The 22,718-nt window shown below is 37.2% G+C and carries 22 protein-coding genes; 18 read left to right on the top strand and 4 right to left on the bottom strand.

The features are described from left to right. Positions 1 to 10: 10 nt before the first annotated feature. On the bottom strand, positions 11 to 937 hold the full coding sequence (locus Q0Y84_RS09025) for an alpha/beta hydrolase (protein ID WP_297952889.1): 927 nt from the start codon (positions 935 to 937) through the stop codon (positions 11 to 13). 88 nt (positions 938 to 1,025) lie between these two features. Here Q0Y84_RS09025 and Q0Y84_RS09020 point away from each other — a divergent pair, with 88 nt between their 5' ends. Continuing rightward, complete coding sequence (locus Q0Y84_RS09020) at positions 1,026 to 1,802, top strand: ribonuclease H family protein (protein WP_297952887.1); 777 nt, start codon at positions 1,026 to 1,028, stop codon at positions 1,800 to 1,802. A gap of 37 nt (positions 1,803 to 1,839) precedes the next feature. Here Q0Y84_RS09020 and Q0Y84_RS09015 read toward each other — a convergent pair whose 3' ends face one another. Further along, positions 1,840 to 2,793: a DUF1002 domain-containing protein gene (locus tag Q0Y84_RS09015; protein WP_297952885.1), complete on the bottom strand. Its 954-nt coding sequence runs from the start codon at positions 2,791 to 2,793 to the stop codon at positions 1,840 to 1,842. A 152-nt stretch (positions 2,794 to 2,945) separates the two neighbouring features. Here Q0Y84_RS09015 and Q0Y84_RS09010 point away from each other — a divergent pair, with 152 nt between their 5' ends. The 8 genes from Q0Y84_RS09010 to Q0Y84_RS08975 all read left to right on the top strand — a co-directional run bounded on the left by Q0Y84_RS09010 (position 2,946) and on the right by Q0Y84_RS08975 (position 9,953). After that, positions 2,946 to 3,758, top strand: a complete 813-nt coding sequence (locus Q0Y84_RS09010; protein WP_297952883.1) for a glycosyltransferase — start codon at positions 2,946 to 2,948, stop codon at positions 3,756 to 3,758. A gap of 8 nt (positions 3,759 to 3,766) precedes the next feature. Next, on the top strand, positions 3,767 to 4,423 hold the full coding sequence (locus Q0Y84_RS09005) for an alpha/beta hydrolase (RefSeq protein ID WP_297952881.1): 657 nt from the start codon (positions 3,767 to 3,769) through the stop codon (positions 4,421 to 4,423). A 1-nt stretch (position 4,424) separates the two neighbouring features. Then, positions 4,425 to 4,577: a hypothetical protein gene (locus tag Q0Y84_RS09000; RefSeq protein WP_297952879.1), complete on the top strand. Its 153-nt coding sequence runs from the start codon at positions 4,425 to 4,427 to the stop codon at positions 4,575 to 4,577. A 356-nt stretch (positions 4,578 to 4,933) separates the two neighbouring features. Further along, positions 4,934 to 5,920: a ribose-phosphate diphosphokinase gene (locus Q0Y84_RS08995; protein ID WP_297952877.1), complete on the top strand. Its 987-nt coding sequence runs from the start codon at positions 4,934 to 4,936 to the stop codon at positions 5,918 to 5,920. Positions 5,921 to 6,085: 165 nt separating this feature from the next. After that, positions 6,086 to 6,769: a TetR/AcrR family transcriptional regulator gene (locus tag Q0Y84_RS08990; RefSeq protein ID WP_297952875.1), complete on the top strand. Its 684-nt coding sequence runs from the start codon at positions 6,086 to 6,088 to the stop codon at positions 6,767 to 6,769. A gap of 15 nt (positions 6,770 to 6,784) precedes the next feature. After that, positions 6,785 to 7,609, top strand: coding sequence for a hypothetical protein (locus Q0Y84_RS08985; RefSeq protein WP_297952873.1), 825 nt, complete (start codon positions 6,785 to 6,787; stop codon positions 7,607 to 7,609). A 129-nt stretch (positions 7,610 to 7,738) separates the two neighbouring features. Next, positions 7,739 to 9,223 carry an ABC transporter substrate-binding protein/permease gene (locus Q0Y84_RS08980; protein WP_297952871.1) on the top strand — a complete coding sequence of 495 codons (1,485 nt, stop codon included), beginning with the start codon at positions 7,739 to 7,741 and terminating at the stop codon, positions 9,221 to 9,223. Beyond that, the gene (locus Q0Y84_RS08975) at positions 9,216 to 9,953 is read left to right on the top strand and encodes an amino acid ABC transporter ATP-binding protein (RefSeq protein WP_297952869.1); all 738 of its coding nucleotides are present in this window, start codon (positions 9,216 to 9,218) and stop codon (positions 9,951 to 9,953) included. Before Q0Y84_RS08980 ends, Q0Y84_RS08975 begins: the two co-directional genes overlap by 8 nt. A 37-nt stretch (positions 9,954 to 9,990) precedes the next feature. On the opposite strand, the gene Q0Y84_RS08970 is transcribed toward Q0Y84_RS08975, so the two are convergent. Continuing rightward, positions 9,991 to 11,247 (bottom strand): CAP domain-containing protein, encoded by a 1,257-nt coding sequence (locus Q0Y84_RS08970; protein ID WP_297952867.1) that lies wholly within the window; start codon positions 11,245 to 11,247, stop codon positions 9,991 to 9,993. 144 nt (positions 11,248 to 11,391) lie between these two features. Between Q0Y84_RS08970 and Q0Y84_RS08965 the strand changes: the two genes are divergently transcribed. The 5 genes from Q0Y84_RS08965 to Q0Y84_RS08945 all read left to right on the top strand — a co-directional run bounded on the left by Q0Y84_RS08965 (position 11,392) and on the right by Q0Y84_RS08945 (position 16,045). Then, positions 11,392 to 12,474, top strand: a complete 1,083-nt coding sequence (locus Q0Y84_RS08965; RefSeq protein ID WP_297952865.1) for a D-alanine--D-alanine ligase family protein — start codon at positions 11,392 to 11,394, stop codon at positions 12,472 to 12,474. A gap of 26 nt (positions 12,475 to 12,500) precedes the next feature. Further along, the gene (locus tag Q0Y84_RS08960; RefSeq protein ID WP_297952863.1) at positions 12,501 to 13,247 is read left to right on the top strand and encodes a MerR family transcriptional regulator; all 747 of its coding nucleotides are present in this window, start codon (positions 12,501 to 12,503) and stop codon (positions 13,245 to 13,247) included. A gap of 89 nt (positions 13,248 to 13,336) precedes the next feature. Then, positions 13,337 to 14,470: a YibE/F family protein gene (locus tag Q0Y84_RS08955; RefSeq protein ID WP_297952861.1), complete on the top strand. Its 1,134-nt coding sequence runs from the start codon at positions 13,337 to 13,339 to the stop codon at positions 14,468 to 14,470. Beyond that, positions 14,467 to 15,252, top strand: coding sequence for a YibE/F family protein (locus tag Q0Y84_RS08950; protein ID WP_297952859.1), 786 nt, complete (start codon positions 14,467 to 14,469; stop codon positions 15,250 to 15,252). Before Q0Y84_RS08955 ends, Q0Y84_RS08950 begins: the two co-directional genes overlap by 4 nt. After that, complete coding sequence (locus Q0Y84_RS08945; RefSeq protein ID WP_297952857.1) at positions 15,224 to 16,045, top strand: alpha/beta hydrolase; 822 nt, start codon at positions 15,224 to 15,226, stop codon at positions 16,043 to 16,045. The genes Q0Y84_RS08950 and Q0Y84_RS08945 overlap by 29 nt, the downstream gene beginning before the upstream one ends. 290 nt (positions 16,046 to 16,335) lie before the next feature. Here Q0Y84_RS08945 and Q0Y84_RS08940 read toward each other — a convergent pair whose 3' ends face one another. Further along, a complete protein-coding gene (locus tag Q0Y84_RS08940; RefSeq protein ID WP_297952856.1) occupies positions 16,336 to 19,344 on the bottom strand; it encodes a TIM-barrel domain-containing protein in 3,009 nt (1,002 codons plus the stop codon). A 579-nt stretch (positions 19,345 to 19,923) separates the two neighbouring features. Between Q0Y84_RS08940 and nagA the strand changes: the two genes are divergently transcribed. The 4 genes from nagA to Q0Y84_RS08920 all read left to right on the top strand — a co-directional run bounded on the left by nagA (position 19,924) and on the right by Q0Y84_RS08920 (position 22,643). Continuing rightward, positions 19,924 to 21,084: an N-acetylglucosamine-6-phosphate deacetylase gene (nagA, locus tag Q0Y84_RS08935; protein WP_297952854.1), complete on the top strand. Its 1,161-nt coding sequence runs from the start codon at positions 19,924 to 19,926 to the stop codon at positions 21,082 to 21,084. Between the two features lie 111 nt (positions 21,085 to 21,195). Then, positions 21,196 to 21,540: a helix-turn-helix transcriptional regulator gene (locus Q0Y84_RS08930; protein ID WP_297952852.1), complete on the top strand. Its 345-nt coding sequence runs from the start codon at positions 21,196 to 21,198 to the stop codon at positions 21,538 to 21,540. An 89-nt stretch (positions 21,541 to 21,629) separates the two neighbouring features. Then, complete coding sequence (locus tag Q0Y84_RS08925; RefSeq protein ID WP_297952850.1) at positions 21,630 to 22,016, top strand: hypothetical protein; 387 nt, start codon at positions 21,630 to 21,632, stop codon at positions 22,014 to 22,016. 6 nt (positions 22,017 to 22,022) lie between these two features. Beyond that, positions 22,023 to 22,643 carry a helix-turn-helix transcriptional regulator gene (locus tag Q0Y84_RS08920; RefSeq protein ID WP_297952848.1) on the top strand — a complete coding sequence of 207 codons (621 nt, stop codon included), beginning with the start codon at positions 22,023 to 22,025 and terminating at the stop codon, positions 22,641 to 22,643. Positions 22,644 to 22,718: the final 75 nt, after the last annotated feature.

The following is a 22,718-nucleotide window of genomic DNA, read 5'->3' as shown; positions in this document are numbered from 1 at the left end:
CCTCCAAAAACTATTTTTTCAATTTAAGAAATTTGTCAACAATATCGATTACAAAGGGATTATCATGCATCCAGCTGTGCTCAGCGTCATTTTTTCCTCTTACTTCTACTTCTTGATAAAAGTGCGCTTTGGGAGCAACGATATAGCGGATGCTTTTGGCAGAAACAACAGAGATAAATTTATCAGTATTAGTGTTATCTAAAACATTTCCATAAATGTTCAACACTGCAATATCAGGATTAAATTTTCGCCGATTAAAAAATAAATAAAGGTAGTGGGGATTCATGACACTAGGTCGACCACTTTCAGTCAGATAATTGACATTAGGAATATCCCCTAAGTAGGTAACGCCATCAAAAGGCCCAGCAATTAGGGCACATTTTTTTAGATGAGGGAAATTTTTGCTGCGGTAGTGCTTCATTTCGGTGCGAATAATACACGGACAAGCTAGTGAGTGGGCAACAGCGAGATAAGTTTTAAAGCCATATCTTTTGGCTAAAAAAGGTAAAACAAAGCTAAGGTAGTAGTCGATACCATAGATCCCAACAATTCGCTGACGAAAGGCAACTTGCACGATCGGATGCTTATCATTAGTCCAAGTTCCTTCTAGTTTAAAGTCGCCAAGTAAATCGACGGTAACTTTTAAAAACTTGGGATTGCCTTTATCTTGAGTAGCGTGTTTTACCATGACGCGGGTAGTATAGTCGCCGCCGCGAAAGCCATGAAAATAAATAATTGGTTCTTGATCAAGGTCGCTTTTTTCAATAGTAGCTTTATTTTCAATATGTCGGGGATGTAATTTGAGAAAGATTCGGGTTGGGGCAAAAGTGGCTAGTAAGCCTAAAGAAATCATGTTAAACATGCTAGGTTCTTGCTTGAGATCATGTTTATGATTTTTTTCAGCTTCTTCTGCATATTTTTTAGTATTAAAGAACACTTTTTGCCACCTTCTTTTACTTTTCTCTATAATAGTAATAAATATATTTTACCATTGGGTAAGGATTTTTGAATTTTTGAGGTTAGAAATGAAATTTTACGCAGTAAAAAACGGACGTACACCGGGAGTTTATCGAACTTGGGCTGACGCCAAAAAGCAGGTAGATGGTTTTTCAGGAGCGGAATATAAGTCATTTGAAAATATTACTGATGCGACAGATTATTTGGATTGGAATACGCGGACGCAGGGTAAGGTTTTGAAAAAAGATGAAGACAATTTACAAAATGCCCTAAAAAAAGTACAACAAAAAAGTCAAGAAATTAAAAAAGCACCTCACAAAAACAAGATGCATGCTAAAAAACAACATGTAAATAGCAATCCAGCTGACTTTTTTGCCGTAACTTATACTGATGGTGGGACGCGGAATACGGGTGTCTATAAAGGTGGACATGTAAAAAAGACTGATAAGGCAGCCTGGGCTTATTTGATTGAATGGGATGATCAAGAAGTTCATGATTCAGGTGGTGAATATGGTGCCACTAATAATAAGATGGAACAAACAGCCTTAATTAATGCCTTAAAAAAGTTGCTAGAGCTAGGTTTTAATGACAAGCACTTGTTGTTTGTACTCGATTCACAGTATGTTTTGAATGCGATTAATAAGCACTGGCTGCAAGGCTGGAAAAAGCGCGGTTGGAAGCGTTCTGCTGGACCACTAGCCAATGTTAGTGAATGGCAAGAGCTAGACCGATTACTGCAAAGCTTTTCTGATAGTACGTTTGAATGGACCAGGGGTCATGCCAATAATCGCGGTAATGAGTTTGTTGATCATGCTTTAAATCGTTATATGGATGAAAAAATGTAAAGTAAAAGGGGCTATCAATCAAGATAGTCCCTTTTGCTTAGCCTAAAATAACGCCGCCGAACAAACCACTGAAGAATTTAACAACTTGATCCCAGAGGTCTTGTAGCCAATTGCGATTTTCAGGTGTATTGAATTTGTTAAAAATGTTTTTAGCACCGCTTTGAATTTGGTTGGACAATTTTGAAGCTTGTTGCTTAAAATTACCGTCCTTCAAGGCACCAGAATCACGAACTTCAATCAAAAGATTAACAATTTGGTTCTTTTGGTTGTTGTTAATGGTATCGCCTAAATGATTAATGTTAATTTGATTATTGACGATGTCACGGATTTGGCTATCGGTAATATTTTGTCCTTGTTTAGTCATCTCGTTCTTAGCACCAGCAACTGCGTTGTTTAATTGGGCATCAGAGTAGCCTTTTTTATTTTTGTTATCTTGCGTGATACCAGATAAGGTGTTCATTTCATCTTGGGCAGCGTTGACCTGCTTTTGATTTAAAGCATTGCCGTTTTTAGCATAAGCTGCGTAAACACCAGCTAAAGCACCTGAACCGTCAATTGGAATGGCACTAGTAACATAGATGTTGGCATCGGTAATTCCTGCGGTTAAAGCAGCATTTTTGTATTGGTTAGCGGTAATAGTTGTGATATTGTTTTTACCGTTATAGTCCAAAATCTTAACGTTAATGCCGCTGCCAGAGCTTGTCTTTTGAATCATGGCACTAGACCAAACGCCAGATGAGGTGGTGAAATTATCACCAGATGGATTTAAATATTTAACTAAATCTGATCCAGTAACGGTGATGGTTTGATAATTGCCACCGTTTAATGGAGCGGTCAAAGTTTTTAAAGTACCTTGTCTTTGACTATTAGTTAAAGAAGTACCTAGGGTAACAACGGGCGTATCATCATCTGCTAAGACAGGCTTAGTAAATGAAACGATCGCGACCAGGCTCAATAACATTGCTGTGAGTAAAGTGATAAATTTTTTCATTTTTTCTTCCTTTGATCGAATATTTATTCTTAGTAATACGGACCATTATACTAAATTTTTTCTAAAAGTGAATTAAGTCGCCTAGGAAACGTTCTTATTTTCGACCTTGTTATTGAAGATGGTATAATAAGGAACAATAAAAGGGGGACAATATGTTACAAGTGCCTAAGTTAACCATTATCATGCCAGTTTATAACACAGCGCAATACTTACCACGTGCCTTTGAAGCTTTACTTAAGCAAATTGATAAGAGTTTCAAGTTAATTGTGGTTGATGATGGCTCAACGGATAATTCGGTTGAGGTAGCCAAGAGCTATGCCAATCGTTTTCCATATTTTAAATTAATTGAAAAGAAAAATGGTGGCCCATCCGATGCACGTAATGTGGGGATGCAATATCTCGACACGCCATATGTCACCTTTCATGATGGTGATGATTGGGTGGATCCAGGTTATACTTCATTTTTTATTCATGCCTTTGAAAGTCATCCTGATGTAAGTTTAGTATCATGTGGCTATTGGATGGATTATCCTGATAAAAAATCACGGGTAATTGGTCATCCTGAAGGTGGGACATTAACTCGTGGTGAAACTTATTTAAAATTGACTAATGTTTTTGGTTCACCAATGAAGGGATACAGCTGGAATAAAGCCTATAAAACAGCCATCATTAAGAAATATCATTTAAAGTTTGATAAAGATATATCACTATTGGAAGATCAAATTTTTAATGTTAAATATATCTCTATCGCCAAAGGCGTTTATTATACGCAGAAACCTTATTACCACTATTGGCAAAGAAAAGGCAGCATTATTCACCAGCCTAATATCAAAAAAGTTGTCGACAATTTCCGTGGTAATTATCGAGTTTGGCATAAGATTATCAGTACGATCATGAAGGATCGCGAAGAAGAAAAAATGCGCAAAAAGCTAGAACGACAGCAAGCTTTGCGTGATAGTGAATAGGGGAAATTATGAGACAAAAAGTCAACGGAGTTGAAATGTATTATCACAAGTTGGGTAAAGGGGCACCTTTACTTTTGCTTCATGGTCACCATTTGGATGGTGGCATGTTTGATAAGATCATCGCTCCACTTTCTCTTTACTATACCGTTTATGTGCTCGATATGCGGGGACACGGTTTAAGCGAAGGCGATATTGCCGAACACTATAAAACTGAAGTAGAAGACGTTTACACCTTTATTAAACAGACCGGCATTGAGGGATGCTACTGCTTTGGCTTTGATGCTGGTGGCTTAGTAGCTATGATGCTAGCTGAGCAACATCCAACTATCTTTAAAAAGATGATTGTGGCTGGCGTTTTTGTTAATGGGGCAGGTATTCGGCCATATCACTATTTAACAGAAGGATTTCACCGCTTTTTAAAGCTTGATCGTGATAGCCGCGTTGAATTAACCGAATCATTTATTTCAGTTGATGATTTGAAGAAAATTAAAACGCCAACACTTTGTGTAGTAGGTGAAAAAGACTGGGTTAAAGTTGAACACGTGCGCTGGTATAGCCAATTTATGCCTAATGCCCGTTTAGTGATTATGCCGCGGCAAACACATAATAGTTATGCCGTCCGTAGTTTGAAGCTGCTGGATTTGATTAAGGGATTTTGTAAGTAGAATGTGGGTAATTTTAGTAATCAATGTAGTAATTGCAATAATTGCGATTATTGCTAGGCTTAATAATGGAGCAGAAGCATTTAATCTGTTTAATGGTGGGTTAGTTTTTGTCACTTTTGGGATTGTTTTACTTTTAGGCGCAATTCCTGTTTAGCACAATTTTGATACTTCATCAGTATTGATATTTGTAGCCGGAATATTAATTGTGCTAGGCGTAATAATACTGGTAGTTAGTGTAATTACAAGATCAGCTAGAAGAATTAATCTACAAGATATTGCAATTGCATTAATGATTGCTGCAGTTTGTTTGATATATTTCAGCCATCAAGCAAGCTTGAGTTTTACCAACTTGCTAGTGCCGGAATTGGCTTTAATAGCGGGCTTAATTTTGCTGATTTATCAAAAACAAAAATAAATAAATTTCTTTACCAAAAAAGACATCTCTTCAATAGAGGTGTCTTTTTGTATATAATGGTGATGTATACGATTTTTATTCAGAAGAGGTAAATAATGAACAAGGAAGAACTTCATCAATTATTGCACCCAATGAAAGTTATTGGCTTAGGTGGTAACCCTGCATTAAATGAAAAAATTGCGGCAATTTTACACCAACCATTGATTGAAACTGCAGTTCACCACTTTAGTGATGGTGAAATCCAAGTTAACATTGGTGAATCAGTCAGAGGTTGTGATGTTTTTGTGATTCAATCTATTCAAGATCCAGTTAACGAAAACTTTATGGAACTTGAAATTGTCTTGGACGCACTTCACCGGGCTTCAGCTCACGTAATCAATGTGGTTGTACCATACTTAGCATATTCACGTTCAGATACTAAGACGCGTTCACGTGAACCAATTACTGCTAAGTTAGTTGCTAACTTATTGCAATTAACTGGCATGGATCGTTTGATCACAGTTGATTTACATGCTTCACAAATTCAAGGCTTCTACAATATTCCTGTAGATCACTTGCATGCTATTCCACTTCTTGGTCAATACTTCTTAGATAACGGTATTGCCACTAAGGAAGACGATGATATCGTGGTTGTTTCACCTGACCACTCAGGCGCTAAGCTTGCTCGTAACTTTGGTCAATACTTCAATGCACCAATTGCCATTGTGGATCAAAGAGGTGCCCGCTATGATACTGAAGTTCACGATATGATTGGTGATGTTAAGGATAAAAAGTGTATCATTGTTGATGATTTAATTGATACTGGTTCACGTATTTCTTCATCAACTAAGTCAGTTTTGGCAGCTGGTGCTAAGAAAGTTTATGTTGCTGCAACTCACGCACTTCTTTCTAAGAATGCAACTGAAGTGCTTAATGAATTGCCAATTGAACAGATCGTAGTTACTGATACTATCAAGCATAAGCGTTACCCAGATAGAATGGTTAGAATCTCTGTCGACCAACTTCTTGCTCGCGGAATTGACTATGTATATAATGATCGTTCAATTCACCAAATCTTTGACGAACAAAACCGTTTAAAGTAAAATTCTTATTGATAATTTAAATTAAAATAATCCTCATCATGAGGATTATTTTTTATTTAATAAATGGATAGATGAGTCATAAAACTATGTCTAAATAGTAATGATTGATATAATTGGATGTGTGTTGTATAGAAAGAAAAAAGAGAAAGTTAGAGGAATAGCAATATGGCACGACGGAAAAATATGAAGAGACGGAGAGTTATTCTCGGTAATACTTTCCATCTGATCAGAGAAAATGGAATGGATAATGTTTCTTTGCAAATGATCGCAGAAAAATCAGGCATTTCAAAATCCCTGCTGCAGTCATACTATCCTCATAAGGCTAAGTTAACTAACGACATTATCCGTAATCTTTTTAATACTCTAGGTCAACAAGTTAATAATTATGATATGGCTAATAGCAATCTTCCTTATGCTAGAACTAAGGCGTTTATTTATACGATTGCTATCTTGGGGATGCATGATGAAGGCTTAGATCGAATTATTTCTGAAGCCTTTGTCAGCAACGCTACTTTAGATAATTGGGGCATTATGCTTAACGATTGGATTAAGGCCAACCACTTATTTGACGATATTAATGTTGATGAAAGCGAACTTGAGACTGGGATTGCTTTTGTTACTAGTGGGATTGGTCGCTTATATCATGATCGTAAGAAGCATCATTTATCAGCTGAAGCACTTGCCAACTACGCAACGAGTGCATTGATGTTTAGTTTCTTGCATTGTTCTTCTGAAGAAATCGATCAAGCCTTAAAAGAAGGACACGAAATTATTGAATCTGCTGATATGGAAGTTGTTCACCGAGCAATTGATACAATGTTTGATGAAGGCAAAGAAATTTTCAGCTAAAGGGGAATTATTGTCATGGTAGAAGGCAAAAGAGCCGATTTGCGACGAATGGGCTATGAACAAAATAACCAGTATAAACGGACACTGGCTTTTGTCATCTTTTTAATTGCCGCTTTGTCATTGATTACAGCTACTTTTTTAAATCCGATTTTTATGAAGGGACAAATTCGGACTAGTTACAATAGAGCGGTAGTTGTACGTCAGGTTAATAGAAATTTTGATAATGTAGCAAATTTGATTAATGCTCGGCGTGAAGATGATTCGAACTTGCTTGCAGATGCGCAAACTCAGCCAATTGCCGACCATATTATTGATTATTCTTTAGGGATTCATTGGTTTAAGGTGAATAGTTTGCCGCTTGCTAATCAGATCCTGAATGATATTGATCAAGGTATTGCTAAAGGCTCTTCAAGTGGAGCCCAGGAAGTTAATCATCAGCTAAAAAAGCAAGGCACTAATGCACCTTATGCGATTATTAAAGCATTTAACTTGAATGTGATCACCTTAGGGGCCAACATTGCAGGTTTACTATTTATTGTTAATTTGGTAATAATTGTTGTCACAATTATTACCATGATTTCGCTACTTAGTGATATGAAATCGCGAACTTCGACTCGCATGGTAATTCACGACACAATGGCTGCTGGAATGTGGGCTGGTTTTTGGTTAATTTTAATTTCAGGCCTGCTGGCAGTAGTACCAGTCATTTTTAATGTCGATGAAATCGAATTTGGCTTTTTGCTCGAAATAGGTAGTAGTGTATTTTTGGAATATGTAATTGCAGGTGTAATTATTTATATTATTTGTGCAATACCATGGCAAATAACAGCTGCTAAATAAGAATAAAAGGAACGCAATCGGCAGAATGATTGCGTTTTTTGTTTGCACAAATAACTATCTTTCTTTATAATTAAAAAATAATTAATAAATCTCATATGTTTGTATTTAACGAAAGAATTGGGCGAGTTTATGAAAAAAGCAAAGATAGGCAAAATATTTCTTGCTTTCATTACTGTGATTTCGACTCTTTTTTTGTTTAATCAACCGGTTAATGCAGCCGATAAAAAGGTTGAAACTGGTTCAGTAATGAAAAAGATTAAGCAGTCGAAAGAATTAGTAGTGGGCACTTCAGCGGATTATCCGCCACTTGAATTTACTACAAGTGAGAATGGTAATACTAAGTATGTCGGGGTCGATATTGAATTAGCTAAGGACATTGCCAGGGACCTGCATGCTAAGTTGGTCATTAAAAATATGAGTTTTGACTCACTTCTAGTAGCGCTAGAAACAGGCAAGGTCGACATGGTTATTTCAGCCATGACCCCTAATCCAGAAAGAAAAAGGAGCGTTGATTTTTCAAAAATTTATTACAAACCAAGCGGCGAGTACTTTTTAATTAATAAACGTGACCAAGCCAAGTATAAGAAAATTAAAGACTTTGCTGGTAAAACTGTCGGTGCTCAAACCGGTAGTATTCAGTATTCCTTGATTCAAAAGCAAATGAAACAATCCAAAGTTAAGGGATTAGGCAAAATCAATAACTTAGTTTTAGCCTTAAAGTCAAATAAAGTCTCTGGAATCGTGATGGAAGAAATGACGGCCAAGGCTTATCAACAAAATGATAATAGCTTAATGGCAGTTAGAAGCGACTTGCGGGAACAACAAGCAGGTAACGCTGTCGCAATTGCTAAAGGGCAACCTGACTTGGTTAAAGCGGTAAATAAGACGATCAATCGAGTTGAAAAGAAGAATTTGATTGACAAGAAATATTTACCTGAAGCTGCTAAATATATGAAGACGGCGCAAAAGACTAATACGATGGTCAAATATATCCCTTACTTTATTAAAGGGGTTGGCTATACCATTGTAATTACGATCTTTTCAGTGCTGATCGGGATTATTTTAGGGATGCTTTTAGCTTTGATGCGTTTGTCCAAGAATAAGTTTTTCCATTGGATCGCAGTTTGCTACATTGAATTTATTCGGGGAACACCGCAAATGGTACAAATTTTATTTGTTTACTTTGGTGTAGGTGCTTTGATTTCTAACTTATCAGCTGTTGTAGCAGGTATTATTGCGATTGGGCTAAATTCCGGTGCTTATGTTGCCGAAGATATTCGTTCAGGGATTGCTTCGGTAGCTAGGGGACAAACAGAAGCAGCTAGATCATTGGGACTTTCTCAAGCTAAAGCATACCGCTATGTTATCATTCCACAGGCCTTAAAGAATATTTGGCCAGCATTAGGCAATGAGTTTATCACTTTATTAAAGGACAGTTCATTGGTCTCAGTGATTGGGGTAACAGAATTAATGTATCAAACTGAATTAATTCAAACTTCAACTTATCGTGGAGTTTTGCCTCTGTTTATTGCCATGATTATTTACTTTATCATGACCTTTACTTTAACTAGATTGCTTAATTATTTCGAAAGACGGATGAAACACAATGACTAAAATGATTGATATTCAACATTTGAAGAAGACTTTTGGTAAAAATGAAGTTTTAAAAGACATTTCTGCCGAAGTAGACAGAGGCCAGGTTATTTGTATTATTGGACCATCTGGCTCAGGTAAAAGTACTTTCTTGCGCTGCTTAAACGTATTAGAACGTCCAACAGCTGGTAAAATTGTTTTTGATGGAACTGATTTAGCGAGCTTGAGTGATGGTAAAGAACTTGATCAATTGCGAGAAAAGATGGGCATGGTTTTCCAAAATTTCAATCTTTTCCCTAATATGAATGTGATTGAAAATATTAAATTAGCACCAATGAAGGTCAAGGGAGTCGGTGAAGCTCAGGCTGAAAAAGTCGGCTTAGAGCTACTGGAAAAAGTTGGCTTGGCCGATCGTGCTAAACAATTCCCAGCTAGTCTGTCTGGTGGACAACAACAGCGGGTAGCGATTGCTAGAGCTTTAGCAATGGATCCAGAAGTAATGTTGTTTGATGAACCAACTAGTGCGCTTGATCCTGAAATGGTTGGTGAAGTTTTGAAAACGATGCAAGACTTAGCTAATTCAGGGATGACAATGGTAATTGTGACCCATGAAATGGGCTTTGCGCGGGAAGTGGCTGATGAAGTTTGGTTTATGGCAGATGGCTACTTGCAAGAAAAAGGCACGCCTAAGGAAGTTTTTGAAAATCCTACTAATGAGCGTGCAAAAGATTTCTTGTCGAAAGTTTTATAGTAATATTAAAAGCCCAAGTTTCGCTTGGGCTTTTAGTTTACTCATCTGTGGTGATGGGATTTGATAATGCGTACTGTCTTACGAAAAAATTTTGCTGCCAACCTTTTTTTAGTAGTGCATTAAAAAAGGTGTTCTGATTATTAGGCAAAGCAGTGGCTTTTGGAACAATGACAGCACGCAAAATCTTATTTTGCAGTAAAATTGGAGATTGCACATCTGTTTTGCTATTTAAATCAGTAGTTGCCTGATTAGTCGGCGTACTAGTTATGTTTTGGGTTTGAACTTGGTAGTTAGTAGTATCATTACTACCATCTTGTTTAAATAATTTGAAGCGGTACTTCTGGACACCCTTAATATTGACTTCATATTCATGTCCAGCGACTAAGTTGGTAGTTGCTGGTGAATAGGTCAGGATGGTTTTAAAATTGCCATAGCCGCAAGAACTATAATTTTTAACATGAGTTGCAGTCGTAACAATATTAGTGTCTAAGTCAGTAATTGTGATTATTGGCTTATTTTTGACAGTTCTATTTGATAAATAAAGGGACCACATAATGTTTTCCCCTTGCAGCAATTCGATTGGGAAAAGCCGCACGCTAGGATAAGCAACTACTGGTTGGTTAGCAGTACGGAAAATATCGTTAGTGTTTAATACTTTTTGCACAGAGTAGCGGTAGCCATTCTTGCCGTAGGCTGCTCCAAGTCCTGTAGTAGTTAAACGGCTAGAAAGTACCCAGGCCCGGTGACCGGTGTCTGAACCAGTAAGGTTGTAATGATCAGTGATTAAATCAGTGATCACATCGCCTGCAGATTGATTTGAGACGTTGAAATTTAAATTTGAAGTTTCGGAAGTATCTCTAGCTAATCTCCAGATAGATTTAGAGACATAGCTAGGTCTTGCTTCACTTGGTAAACCATGCTGGTTAATGAACGGGTTGGCATTGAGTGCGGCCATGACAGCAGCAGTAGTTTGAGCATTTTGGTTGAGCGTGCTAGTAGTCGAAACAGCGGGCAAGCCAAATAATGACCGATAATAATTAATATAATCAGTTTGAGTTTTGAGATATTTACTGGATAAACTGCCTGCATTAAATTTTTTGCTTAAATTAGGTTTTTTAGCATAAATATTTTTAGCATTATAGCTAGTTTTATCGAGGCTAGCATATTCTTTTTGAAAATTATGCACCTCGTTAACTTCTTGGGCTGTAAATGTTGCTGCTGATGCAAATTGACTTGTAAATGGAATTAGTAAGATTGTTGCAGCAGCGGTAATAGAAAATTTCCGTAGAAGCATATTAGACTCCCTTCTATGGCCTAGTCGTTATCCCTAATTATAACAATGAAAGGGCTTTAGTAAAAAATATTCCACTATTTTGCGCTTTTCTGGTATTCTTTGCGTATAATTAAAGATTGGAACATTTAAAAGAGGTATAAAATAATGACTAAAAAATTACAAGTTGGTTTGATTTTTGGTGGTAATTCATCAGAATACGAAGTATCAATTGTTTCAGGTCGTAACATCTATAAAGCAATCGACAAAGATAAATTTGATGTACACCCAATCTGGATCACTAATGAAGGCTACTTTGCTAACGAAGAAGAGAGCTTCAAGGTTTTAGATGATCCTTCATACCAAGTAGAAAACCCACATAAGGTTAACAACATTTCTAACTTAATTGAATTAGAAAATTTACCAGAAATTGATGTCTTTTTCCCAATTGTTCACGGTAATTTAGGTGAAGACGGTGTCTTACAAGGCTTATTCCGCTTAATGAATAAGCCATTTGTTGGTGACGACGTCTTAGGTGCCGCTGTTACCATGGATAAGGAATTTACTAAGATTTTAGCTCAAAGAGTTGGTGTTCCAGTCGCTGATTGGATTTCAATTAAGCGTTTTGAATACAACGATAAGAATAACGATAAGCTTGACTATGAAAAAGTAGCCGAAAAATTAGGCCGCGACATGTTTGTTAAGCCATCTAACCAAGGCTCATCAGTTGGGGTTAGTCATGTAACTAATGCCGATGAATATGCTGCCGCTTTAAAGGAAGCATTCAAATATGACGATAAAGTCTTAGTTGAAGAAACCGTTCCTGGTACTGAAGTTGAAACTGCCGTTTTGGGTAACGACAAGCCAATTGTAGCAGGTGTTGGACAAATCACCAATGCTAAAGGCTCATTCTATACTTATGAGAATAAATATGATGATAATTCAACTTCTAAGTTGCAAATTCCAGCAGATTTACCACAAGAAATTATCGATACTGTAAGAAGCAATGCCCGTAAAGTTTATGAAGTTACCGAAAGCAGCGGCATGTCAAGAATTGACTCAATGCTTACTCCAGGTGGCAAGGTGGTCTTGACTGAAGTTAATGCTTTGCCAGGCTTTACTAATATTAGTATGTATCCTAAGCTATTTGAAGAAGCAGGTGTTCCTTACAGCGAATTGATTACTCGCTTAATTGAAGCAGGAATGGACCGTTTTGATCATAAAAAGACTTTGCTTCACAAGCATGACTAACGCCAAAAATATAGAGGTAGATTTTAATGACGACTAACAAGCATGATTTTGAAGAATTGGCTGCACCTAAGGCAGCTGCCCAAGAATTAGGAATTAGTGTTGCCACTTTAAGAAAATATTCTTTAATTGTCGAAAAAGTGACAGGCAATAGCGAGTATTTTGCAAGAACTAAGCAAAAGGCTCGTTTATATCATCAAAAGGATATTGATGATCTGAAGGCTTTTCATCATTTATCAAAAAATAGTGGCTTAACTTTACAAGAAGCCGCTCGTCAAATTTATGCTGTTAGTGAAAAAAAGTCAGAAACTAAGGAACCAGCTCCTAAGCCGAATTATACTAGTACTGATGTGATGGATACGCAGCAAGTAGTTAAGTTGCTTAATACCTTGCAAAAGACGATTTCTAATCAGAATAAGGCAATTGATTCCTTGCAAAAACAATTGAATGTCATTGAAAAGCAAAATCAAGACTTGATTAAAACGCAAAAGCAATTGGCTGCTCCCAAAGATGATTTGGACAAGTTTGCGGCTTTGCCAGACATTTCTGGAATTGTCAGTGCTGATGCTGCAGAAAAGCCAAAAACTGAAGAAGAGAAGCGGGCTGAAGTTAAAGAAGACATGAACAAGAGTCAGGCAGAAATGCATGATGAAATTATGTCTAAAGCAAAAGAAAATGCTAAAAAGCGGGCTACGTCTAATGTTCACCGTACGCTAGAAGATATGCAATTGACTAACCAAAAAGAGCATTGGTGGCAAAAAATCTTTAAGTTTTAGCTAAAATGATTAAGAATTAAAGGCTGACCTAACCAAAGGTCGGCTTTTGTTTTACAGTAAATATATCAATTAATAAGGGAGTAGAGGCAATGAGATTTAAATGGAAAAGGCGCTATACGGTGGCTATTATTGTGGCCATTGTCGGCGCAATATTGACGGTCTTGTCGTATTTTGCGACTGACATTTATCATAAGGATGATGTAGCTGTCATTACCGATAGCCATATCAAAGATACCTTGATTGAAAAAAGTGAAGATGTATATAAAAACGCTGATGAAACACGGCAACAAACGTTGCATTTGAAAGTTTTATCGGGTAAACATAAGGGACAAACTTATACTACTAAGAACGTGTATTATCCTTCACAATTAACAACGCAGAAGTATCGGGCTGGGCAAAGAATTTTTGTTAATATTAAAAAAGGCGATCCAGCGATCGTTAATCCTAAGCGTGATTGGGTGCTAGTTTTGGTAATAACAGTCACTTTAGCATTGATGGTGGCTGCAGTAGGAAAACATTCAATTGCCTTAGTTGTTTCAATGATAATTTCGTGGGTGCTCTTTTATTTGATTATTATTTGGGATGTGCATTTAAATGGTGCTCACATTATTTTACTATTTGGTTTAGCTGATATCATTTTTTCATTCTTTAGTTTGCTGATTGTGCAAGGTTTAAATAAAAAAATGTTGGTGACTTGGCTGGCAACATTGTTGGGAATCTTTGTCTCTTTTGCCTTGTGCTATGTAATTATGAAATTAACTGGCGAATCAGAAATGAAATATGAAACTGGCGACTATGCGACTCAAGATCCACGTGGCTTGTTTTTGGCCCAAACTTTGATTGGAATTTTGGGTGCTGTAATGGATGAGGCAACGGATATTGTTTCTAGTTTGTATGAATTAATTCAAACTAAAAAAGATATTACGATGAAACAACTTATCCATAGTGGTCGAACAATGGGACAGGAAATCATGGGACCATTGATTAATGTCTTGGTCTTGATTTTTATTGCTGGCGCTTTACCTGAAACAATTTTGTACTTGCGTGATAATAACACCTTAGCTTCAACTTTTGGTTTTACTTTATCGCTAGGTGCCACACAGAGTGTGATTTCAGCGATTGGGATTGTAATTACGGTGATTTTTGCGACGGGATGCAGTTTGTTTTTTGTTAAAGATCGAGATTGGAAAAGTTTATTTAAGAAAGAGGGTGAGAAGAAATGAGTACTTTATTTGCACTAATTGTTGTACTAGCAATCTTGATGACCATTGTTGGCGGCGAAACAGGAATTCGCAGTTTCTTTAGTGTGTTAATTAATACGCTTTTATTAATTTTGGTAGCGATGCTAATTTCATGGGGAATTAATATTGCACTTCTGACTTTAATCTTTATTCCGTTAAAGTTGGTCACGATTATTTTCTTAGGGACGCATGATTATACAGTGGCTAAGAACTCATTTTATTCTGCCTTCATCGTTTGCTTGATCATCAGTCTCTTTATCTGGGGCTGTCAATATTTGGCTCAGGCTGCAGGATTAGGGCCAGAAGCAGGCGAATTGCTGGTTGGTTTGTCACAGATGCCGGGATTGAGTTATCCAATGATTGCGATTACTGTAGCAATCTTTTCAACTTTAGGTGCGATTGCAGAAGCAGCGGTAGCCATGAGTTCAGGTTTACTAGAGATTAAAAAGCACAATCCTAATATTAGTGAAGCAGAATTAATGGCTTCCGGGACAACTATTGGTAACGATGTTTTGGGTACGGCAATGAATACGATTTTGTTCGGGATGTTTGGCAGTTTTTTGTCACTATTCTTATGGTATTTCCGTTTGCACTATACCATTGGCGAAGTTTTAAATGAAAAACTTTTCGTGAATGAAGCGTTAATTATCATGTATTCTTTAATTGGAGTTATATTAACAGTACCATTATCATCATTTATGTTATCAAGAGGCATGGGAAAGAAAGGATCAAAACATGAGAGTAGAAAATCTAACGCTGACTAATTTTAATAACCGTGAATATCAGGTTCATACTTATATCTTGGAGCCTAATCCTGAACTGGTTGAACAAAAGCGGCCTTTGGCAATTGTCGTGCCGGGTGGTAGCTTTAATCACTTATCTAAAAGAGAAGGCGAACCAGTAGCTCTTGCTTTTAATAATCAAGGCTTCAACAGTGTGGTAATGGAATATAACTTGGTGCAAGACTCGGGGAAGATTTATCCTGATGCCGGGCTGGATGTATTAGCTACGGTGAAATACTTTAGAGATCACGCTGACGAATACCAATTAGATCCTCAGCGCATCGTTACGGTTGGTTTTTCAGCTGGTGGTCATGTAGTCAGTGCAGCTAATAATATGGCCTTAAATATTGATTACCAAAAACAATACGCCTTTAACAAAGAAGATGTTTTGCCTAATAAGACAATCTTGGGCTATCCATTAATCGATATTAAAAAGATCGGCTTTCCAATTCCAGATGATCAAAAAGATAAGATGCCAGTTGAAAAAGACTTATTAGATAGTGCACTCGGTGTTACACGTGAAACGCCAGATACATTTATTTTTCAAGCATGGGATGATCCGGTAGTGCTCATTGGTAATTCAATTGAATATATTGCTGCTTTGAATAAGAATGGGGTAAAAACAGAGGCACACTTATTCAATCATGGTTATCACGGCTTTTCTTTAGCCCGGCACAATATTGAAGCTAAAGGCCAAGCATGGCAAGACAACCCACATGCAGCCCACTGGTTCAATTTAGCAATAGAATGGCTAAAGAGCGAATGGGGTGAATAAATAAAGCATAAGTAGGGCAGCCTAATGATAATATCTATCATGCGATCTTGAAGAATAGAAAAATTGATCGGATGATTATGCCGTTTGAAGCAGCTTACTGTGTCTAGCTGATTATTACGTTAGTGCTTAACTTCAAGCTGTTTGCATATTCAATTGATGCACAGTTTGTGCTGATTTCTCTGTTTTTCATTAGTGAGTGGATTTCGTCATTAGTTAAGAAACATCGGATAAAAAAACAAGATAAGTAAAAAAAGAGTTCTCGCGTGAGAACTCTTTTTTAGTAGGATTATTTACTTTTTCTCTCTAAAGAAGATAACTTCCTTAGCGGCCACGAATGGACCAGATGACTTGTAGACCTTCAAGCGAACAGCCGTAGCTGAGACATCCCTCAAGCCAACGACCTTATTTTTACTATCGGACTTCCAAGTGAGGCGGTCGCCATATGGTTTAAAGTTAACGCCGTCATTAGAAAGCTCAACGCTGACTTCAACCGGATCACCTTGATGATCAATCTTTCTTGGTACCCAAACCATGCGGCTTAAGTGTTCCAAGTGGTTAAAGTTAAAGGCCAATTCAAGTGGCTCATCTTCGCTAACACCATCGATAGTTTCCCATTCACTAGCTAATTTTAGATCAGTCAAGTAGTCAATCGGATGATCCTTAGGACTGGCTAAGCTACTAGTGGCATGAATATCGCTGATCGCATAATTCATTGGATCCGGCTTAGTAATTGCGCCAAATGGATCTGACCATTCAGAAACTTTGTTACCAGCAACATAACGTAAACGTAGAGTGTAACGGGTATTTGGCACCAATTCATGGAAAGTAAAGGAACTACCATCAATGCCATCATATAAAATGCCGTTGACTTCGATTTGAACTCCATCAGTTAGTTGTGGCCAAACAACGGTCAATGAATGCGAACTAATCTTGTCTGGATCAACCATTGGTTGTTTTGGTGAACGCAAGAGTGAGTCAGTAATCGCGTGAACTAAAGTTTCATTACCGTATCTAAAGTTTCTGATAGTAATTTCAATTTTAGAATCGGTAATATCACGCTTAGCTAATTTGATTTGAAGGGCAGTTTGCTTCTTTTCCTGATATTGATTAAACTCAGGCATCCAACTGTAATTAGTGTTGAAGAAGAATCCTTCTTTAGCATGGGCAAAAGTATCAACGGTACCGTATTCCTGCATTGGAATTTCTTGATCATTAATTTTTACAGTTAAACCATCAGGATAGCTGTCACACATAATATTCAAATTAGTCGTGTTTTCAGTTTGGAAAGTATTGAAATCACCTTGCGTTGGATCAATCGTGATCGTCAATTTGCTTGCTTCTAGTTCACTGCTGATTTGAGTGGCTACATGATTACGTGAATAATCATTATAGCCATTATCATCATAGGTAACCATCCGGCTCTTGCCTTGCGGATAGAGGACATAATTGCGTTCACCCAGGTCAAAAATTGAGCCGCCCCGCACGAAGACTGGCAAATGCCAAGATGGGTAAGATTGCTTGTTATAAACGCGTCCTCCCAAGTACTTTTTACCATCGAACAAGTCAATCCACATTGTTCTGTGGTTAGGCAAGTAAAGATTGTCCTTTCTAGAATTGCCTTGACCATCTTCGCGACCGTTGACAATTGGAGAAATCAACAAGTTAGGCCCCAACATAAATTCATGACCGACTTGTGGGGTGTAGTTGACTTGTTCATGTGGAAATTCTAAGAACAAAGGACGCAAAATAGGTTCACCTACTTGAGCACGGTAGATTAGCGTATACAAGTAGGTCTGCAATTGCTCGCGCAATTTTAAGTAGGCCCGGTTAATTTGGGTCATCTTACTGTTATAAGCAAATGGCGTTTTACTGAACTTACCTTGGTCGTCTAAGTTGAATAAAATCGGCGTGAATGCTTTCCATTCAAAATCACGAATGGCGATTTGTGCATTACCACCGCCAGCAGTTCCGTCCACGGCGCTACCGACTAAAGGTTGACCAGAAAGACTAGCTCCTAGAAACCCGGCTACTTGAGTTGGGATGTTTTCCCAATTGCCACCAATGTCGCCGAAGGCCAGCATCGTTCTGTTTTGGCTACCAGCGATTCCAGTATTAGAAAAGATCAGCGGGCGTTTACGCTTCAAGTTGTTGCGCAAGATAAGTGCGTCATTTTTTAAAACTTTAGGATCAGTCGTATCAGTTTGAATAAAAGTAGTATCTGGAGAAGCTTTAGGAGTATTGTTTCGACTCCATAAGCCGGCACTAACACTGTGCATGGCTGCATATTCACTGAAGTCAGCCATTGCTTCTTCGTTGATTTCTTGGACATCATAGTTTGGTACGATCCAGCTCAACTTGAAATGTTGTTTTTGATAGCGATCGATCATGGCGCGAGCAGAAAATTGATATTCTTCTTCACCGTTCAATGAGCCTTTACCACTGGCGTCTTCTGGCTTGGTGGTTCTGGTATAGTAGTTGCCATCTTCGAACATGACAGCGTTGCGTTCTTTGGCCTCGCCAGGTTGCCACATAGTAGTTAAAAAGTTGCCAACATGGCCCAAGCCTAAAGCGTATTTTGGCGGCATTAACGGCTTACCTGTTAACATGTAATACTTAGCTAAAATATTTTTAGGTGAATTGCCTAAAAGATAAAAGGTATCAAAAACATTTGTATCATGCTTTAAGATAGTGGCATCTTGGTTGCTTTTACCAAAGTCATAACTACCAGCAGTTTCAGTATTACGAAGTTCACCAAAGCCAGAATTAGCCCAGAAAAACGGTACCTGAGTTAAAACGCCGCCTTTACCGGTAATATCATCGCGTTTAATTGAGATGACCTCGCCTTTGTGACTGAAGTAGCCGTTTTGCATCCCACCACCAAAATAAAATTCGTTTTTATGTTGCTTTAAAATTTCAGTGGTTTGATCATTGCCTAACTCAAGTGGACTAAGTTGGACCAAGCGGTTACGGTGAAGCGCTTCATCAAAAATACTCATTACGGCTGGCTTTTGTTGGAAAATGAGTTGGTAGTTGCCAGACTTGATGATTAACGAATCGCTAGTTGCCTTGGGTTGTGATTTCTCAAAATAGTCATTGTTAAATTGAGACAGGTCAACAAAAGAGGAGTGATTTTCGTCAAATTCTTTAGCTGGATCAAGGAAGTATCTGAAGATCCCGTCAGCTAAAATGTAAAGACGAGCAATCTCGCCGGTGGAGTAGTGAAGTTCATAATAATGATCACGTTTATTGGCACCGATAAGTTGGCCTAGTTGATGTCTTTCTATTTGATTTTGTGTCATATTTATTCTTCCTAATTTAATTTGTTACCTTTATTATAACTAAAAAAATAAAAACTTCTTAAGCAATTGTATTAAAACTGGTATTTACCAATTCTAAAAAATATATAAAAAAAGCCCTGCTATTATGCAGAGCCACCGCGCGTTTGCAAGTTATCGTCTTGCAACGCATGCATCCATGATCATTGGACGCGACAATCTTCCTACATGTATTATAACATGATAAAATAAAAAAGCATGTCATTCATGCACATTCCAGGGTAGTCTAATCAACTTACCCATAGGAGGTGAGAGACATTGGACGACATGACAATTTTCCTACTTTGTGTTCTACTGCATGAACTCCATTTGGTTCTTCGTGAACTGAATAATCTGCTTGATAAGTAATTATCAATTGTAGACACACTTCATGCCACTGACAGTTGTATAGTCGGTGGCTTTTTATTTTGAAAGTTTCATCACAATAAATATTTCCTAAAAACTTCTTAAGCAATTATATTAAAACTGGTATTTACCAATTTTGTTAGATATAATCAAAGTAACAAAATTGATTTAGATATTAGAAAAAGAAAGAAGATATTTATGACTTATTATATTCATGCAGATAAATTTTTCTTAGAAAATAGAACTGAAAATGGGGGCTATCTTGAAGTTCAAGATGACGGCAAGTTTGGTTTCTTTTATCCTGAAAGTCAAAAGCCTGAAGGCAAAATTATCGATTATTCTGGTAAGTGGGTTGCACCCGGTTTAGTTGATTCTCACATCCATGGTTCGTTACGTGAAGATGTAATGAAGAGCGACTGGGCTGGCATCAATAAAATTTCTAAGGGCTTGCTTAGTGCTGGAGTAACTTCATGGCTGCCTACAACAATTACTGCCGCAAGCAGTACTTTAACCAGAATTTGTCAGATGTTTGCGGACCATAAGGGTCAAGAAGAAGGGGCTAAAATTCAAGGAATTCACTTTGAAGGACCATTTTTCACCGAAGAACATGCTGGTGCAGAAAATCCTAAATATATGATGGATCCCGATATTAATGAATTTAATAAGTGGTTAGAAGCTTCTGATGGAATGCTAAAGAAGATTTCTATGGCACCTGAAAGAAAAGGGACTAAGGAATTTATCCGTGAAGCAGTTAAAGAAGGCGTAGTAGTTGTCTTGGGTCACTCAAGTGCCACTTTTGAAGAAGCAGTTGCGGGCGTAGAAGCTGGAGCAACTATGTTTACTCATACCTTTAACGGGATGCCTGATCCAAGTCACCACACACCATCAATTTCTAATGCGGCAATGTCACTTAATAATGTGACTGATGAATTAATCTGTGACGGACACCATGTTCAACCATGTATGGCTAAGGCTTTGATTAATGCAGTGGGACCAGAACACATTGCTTTGATTACCGACTGTATGGAGGCTGGGATGATGCCAGATGGCGACTATATGCTTGGTGAATTGCCAGTTTATGTTAAAGACGGCATGGCTCGACTTAAGGATGGTGACAATTTGGCTGGTTCAATTTTGCAATTAAAGCAAGCAGTGAAGAATGTCGTTGATTGGAATATTGTTACACCGGAAAAGGCAATTATGATGGCCAGTTATGTTCCGGCTAAGAGTGCTCATATTTTGGATAAATGTGGGACAATTGCTCCAGATAAGGATGCCGACTTCTTGATTTTGAATCCAGATATGACTTTGAGTGAGACATACTTAAATGGTGAGTCCCGTTATAAGGCTGAAAAATAAATTTAAAAAATTAAACTAAATTCAAAATTCTCGTCTATAATAAATGGGCGAGTTTTTTAATGGGAAAAACATAGTTATGAGTGGAAACGAAAAAGTCTTGGGAGGTTTCTTATGAATATTGGAGAAACGTTAAAATCCATGCGTTTGCATGCGGGGCTAACACAAACAGAAATGGCAGCGGGGATTGTCTCTGAATCATATTATTCAAAGGTAGAACGTGGTGTTCATGACATTAGCGCGGATGCATTATTTAAAATTTTGATTAAACATCATTTGGATCCAGTTTCTTTCTTTATGAAGATGTCATATAGAAAAAAGAATAATAAGTTATTGGGCGATTTTACTAAGATTGAATTTGCGCAAAGTAAAAAAGATCTTAATGAATTAAATAAGGTAGAAGCTCAGCTTAACAAGAAATATTCGGGGGGTGGCCCGCTAGACTCAAATTCCAATTAGAGATAGCTCGAGCCTGGATTACACATTCAAATAAAGATATTGACCCTGAAATAAAAAGAAAAGCCAAGCAAGTCGTGCTTGAAGACAAGATGGATAGAGAAATGTTTTACTACCTTAGTCAAGCATGCGTTTTACTAGATATTAAAGATGCAAGTCGCTTATTTGATTTAGCAGTAAAAGCATATAATAAAAATCCTGAAATTGACGTGATGTCTGTTACTTATATAGCACTGCTGTGTATTAATTTCTTAAATTGCTGTTACCATAAAAATGGTGAGAAAAAGTATATTGAGCTGGCAATTAACACAGTATTGCAATTACCGGCTGAACCGCATATTGCTTATCACAAAATATTGGCAGTTTATTATCGTGCTTTGTTTAATAAAGATTATCAAAAAGCAGCTACTATGATAGAAATCTTTACAGAAGCAGGTGTAGTAAGTAATGTGGCAGATACTCTGCCGATTGAGGAATAGGCAAAAATGAGTAAGAAGACTTTAAATATAGATAAGCAACTGAAAAAACATCGTATTTTAATGGGGATGACTCAGCAACAAATAGTTCAGGGAATATTAGATCAATCAACCTATTCTCGAGTAGAAAAAGGTAAAACTGGGATGGGCATGTACCGCTTACTAAAAATGTTAAAAGTTAATCAGATTTCTTTGTATGACTTTTTTCAGATTTATGATCAGAATAATTATCAAAATAGATTAAGATATTTGTTCTACAATCGAGATATTGAGGGGTTGCTTCGGCTTAAGGACAAAGTCAAGAATAGTGAAATTAGCGACGAGATTGATCTGGCTATAGCAGCATTAAAACGAAAATTGACTAAGAATCAGCTAGCAACAAAGTTGATTGATAAGTTGTTACATTTAACCAAATGGAATGAAGAAAAGATTTTTTTGTTTGCATTATTAATGCCTCTCTTGGATTGGGAAGACGTCAAAAATTTAATTAATGCAATCTACACTGAATTTCCTAAATCTAAGTTAGAAAAAAATCCTTTAAGAGCATCAATTGAAAATTTAATGTTGTTTTACTTAGATAAGACTTATTGCTTAGATAAACCTCAAGCAGCTGAAAAAGCATTTTCTTGAGACTGTAAAATAGTTTGTGTAAGGATGAATGATTCCTTAAATTTATTTCTTTAAACATTAGAAAAAGGAGTTCCT

Origin of the sequence: uncultured Lactobacillus sp. (assembly GCF_947367125.1) — a bacterium.
Lineage (GTDB): Bacteria > Bacillota > Bacilli > Lactobacillales > Lactobacillaceae > Lactobacillus.
This window is presented reverse-complemented; position numbering and strand designations above follow the sequence as displayed.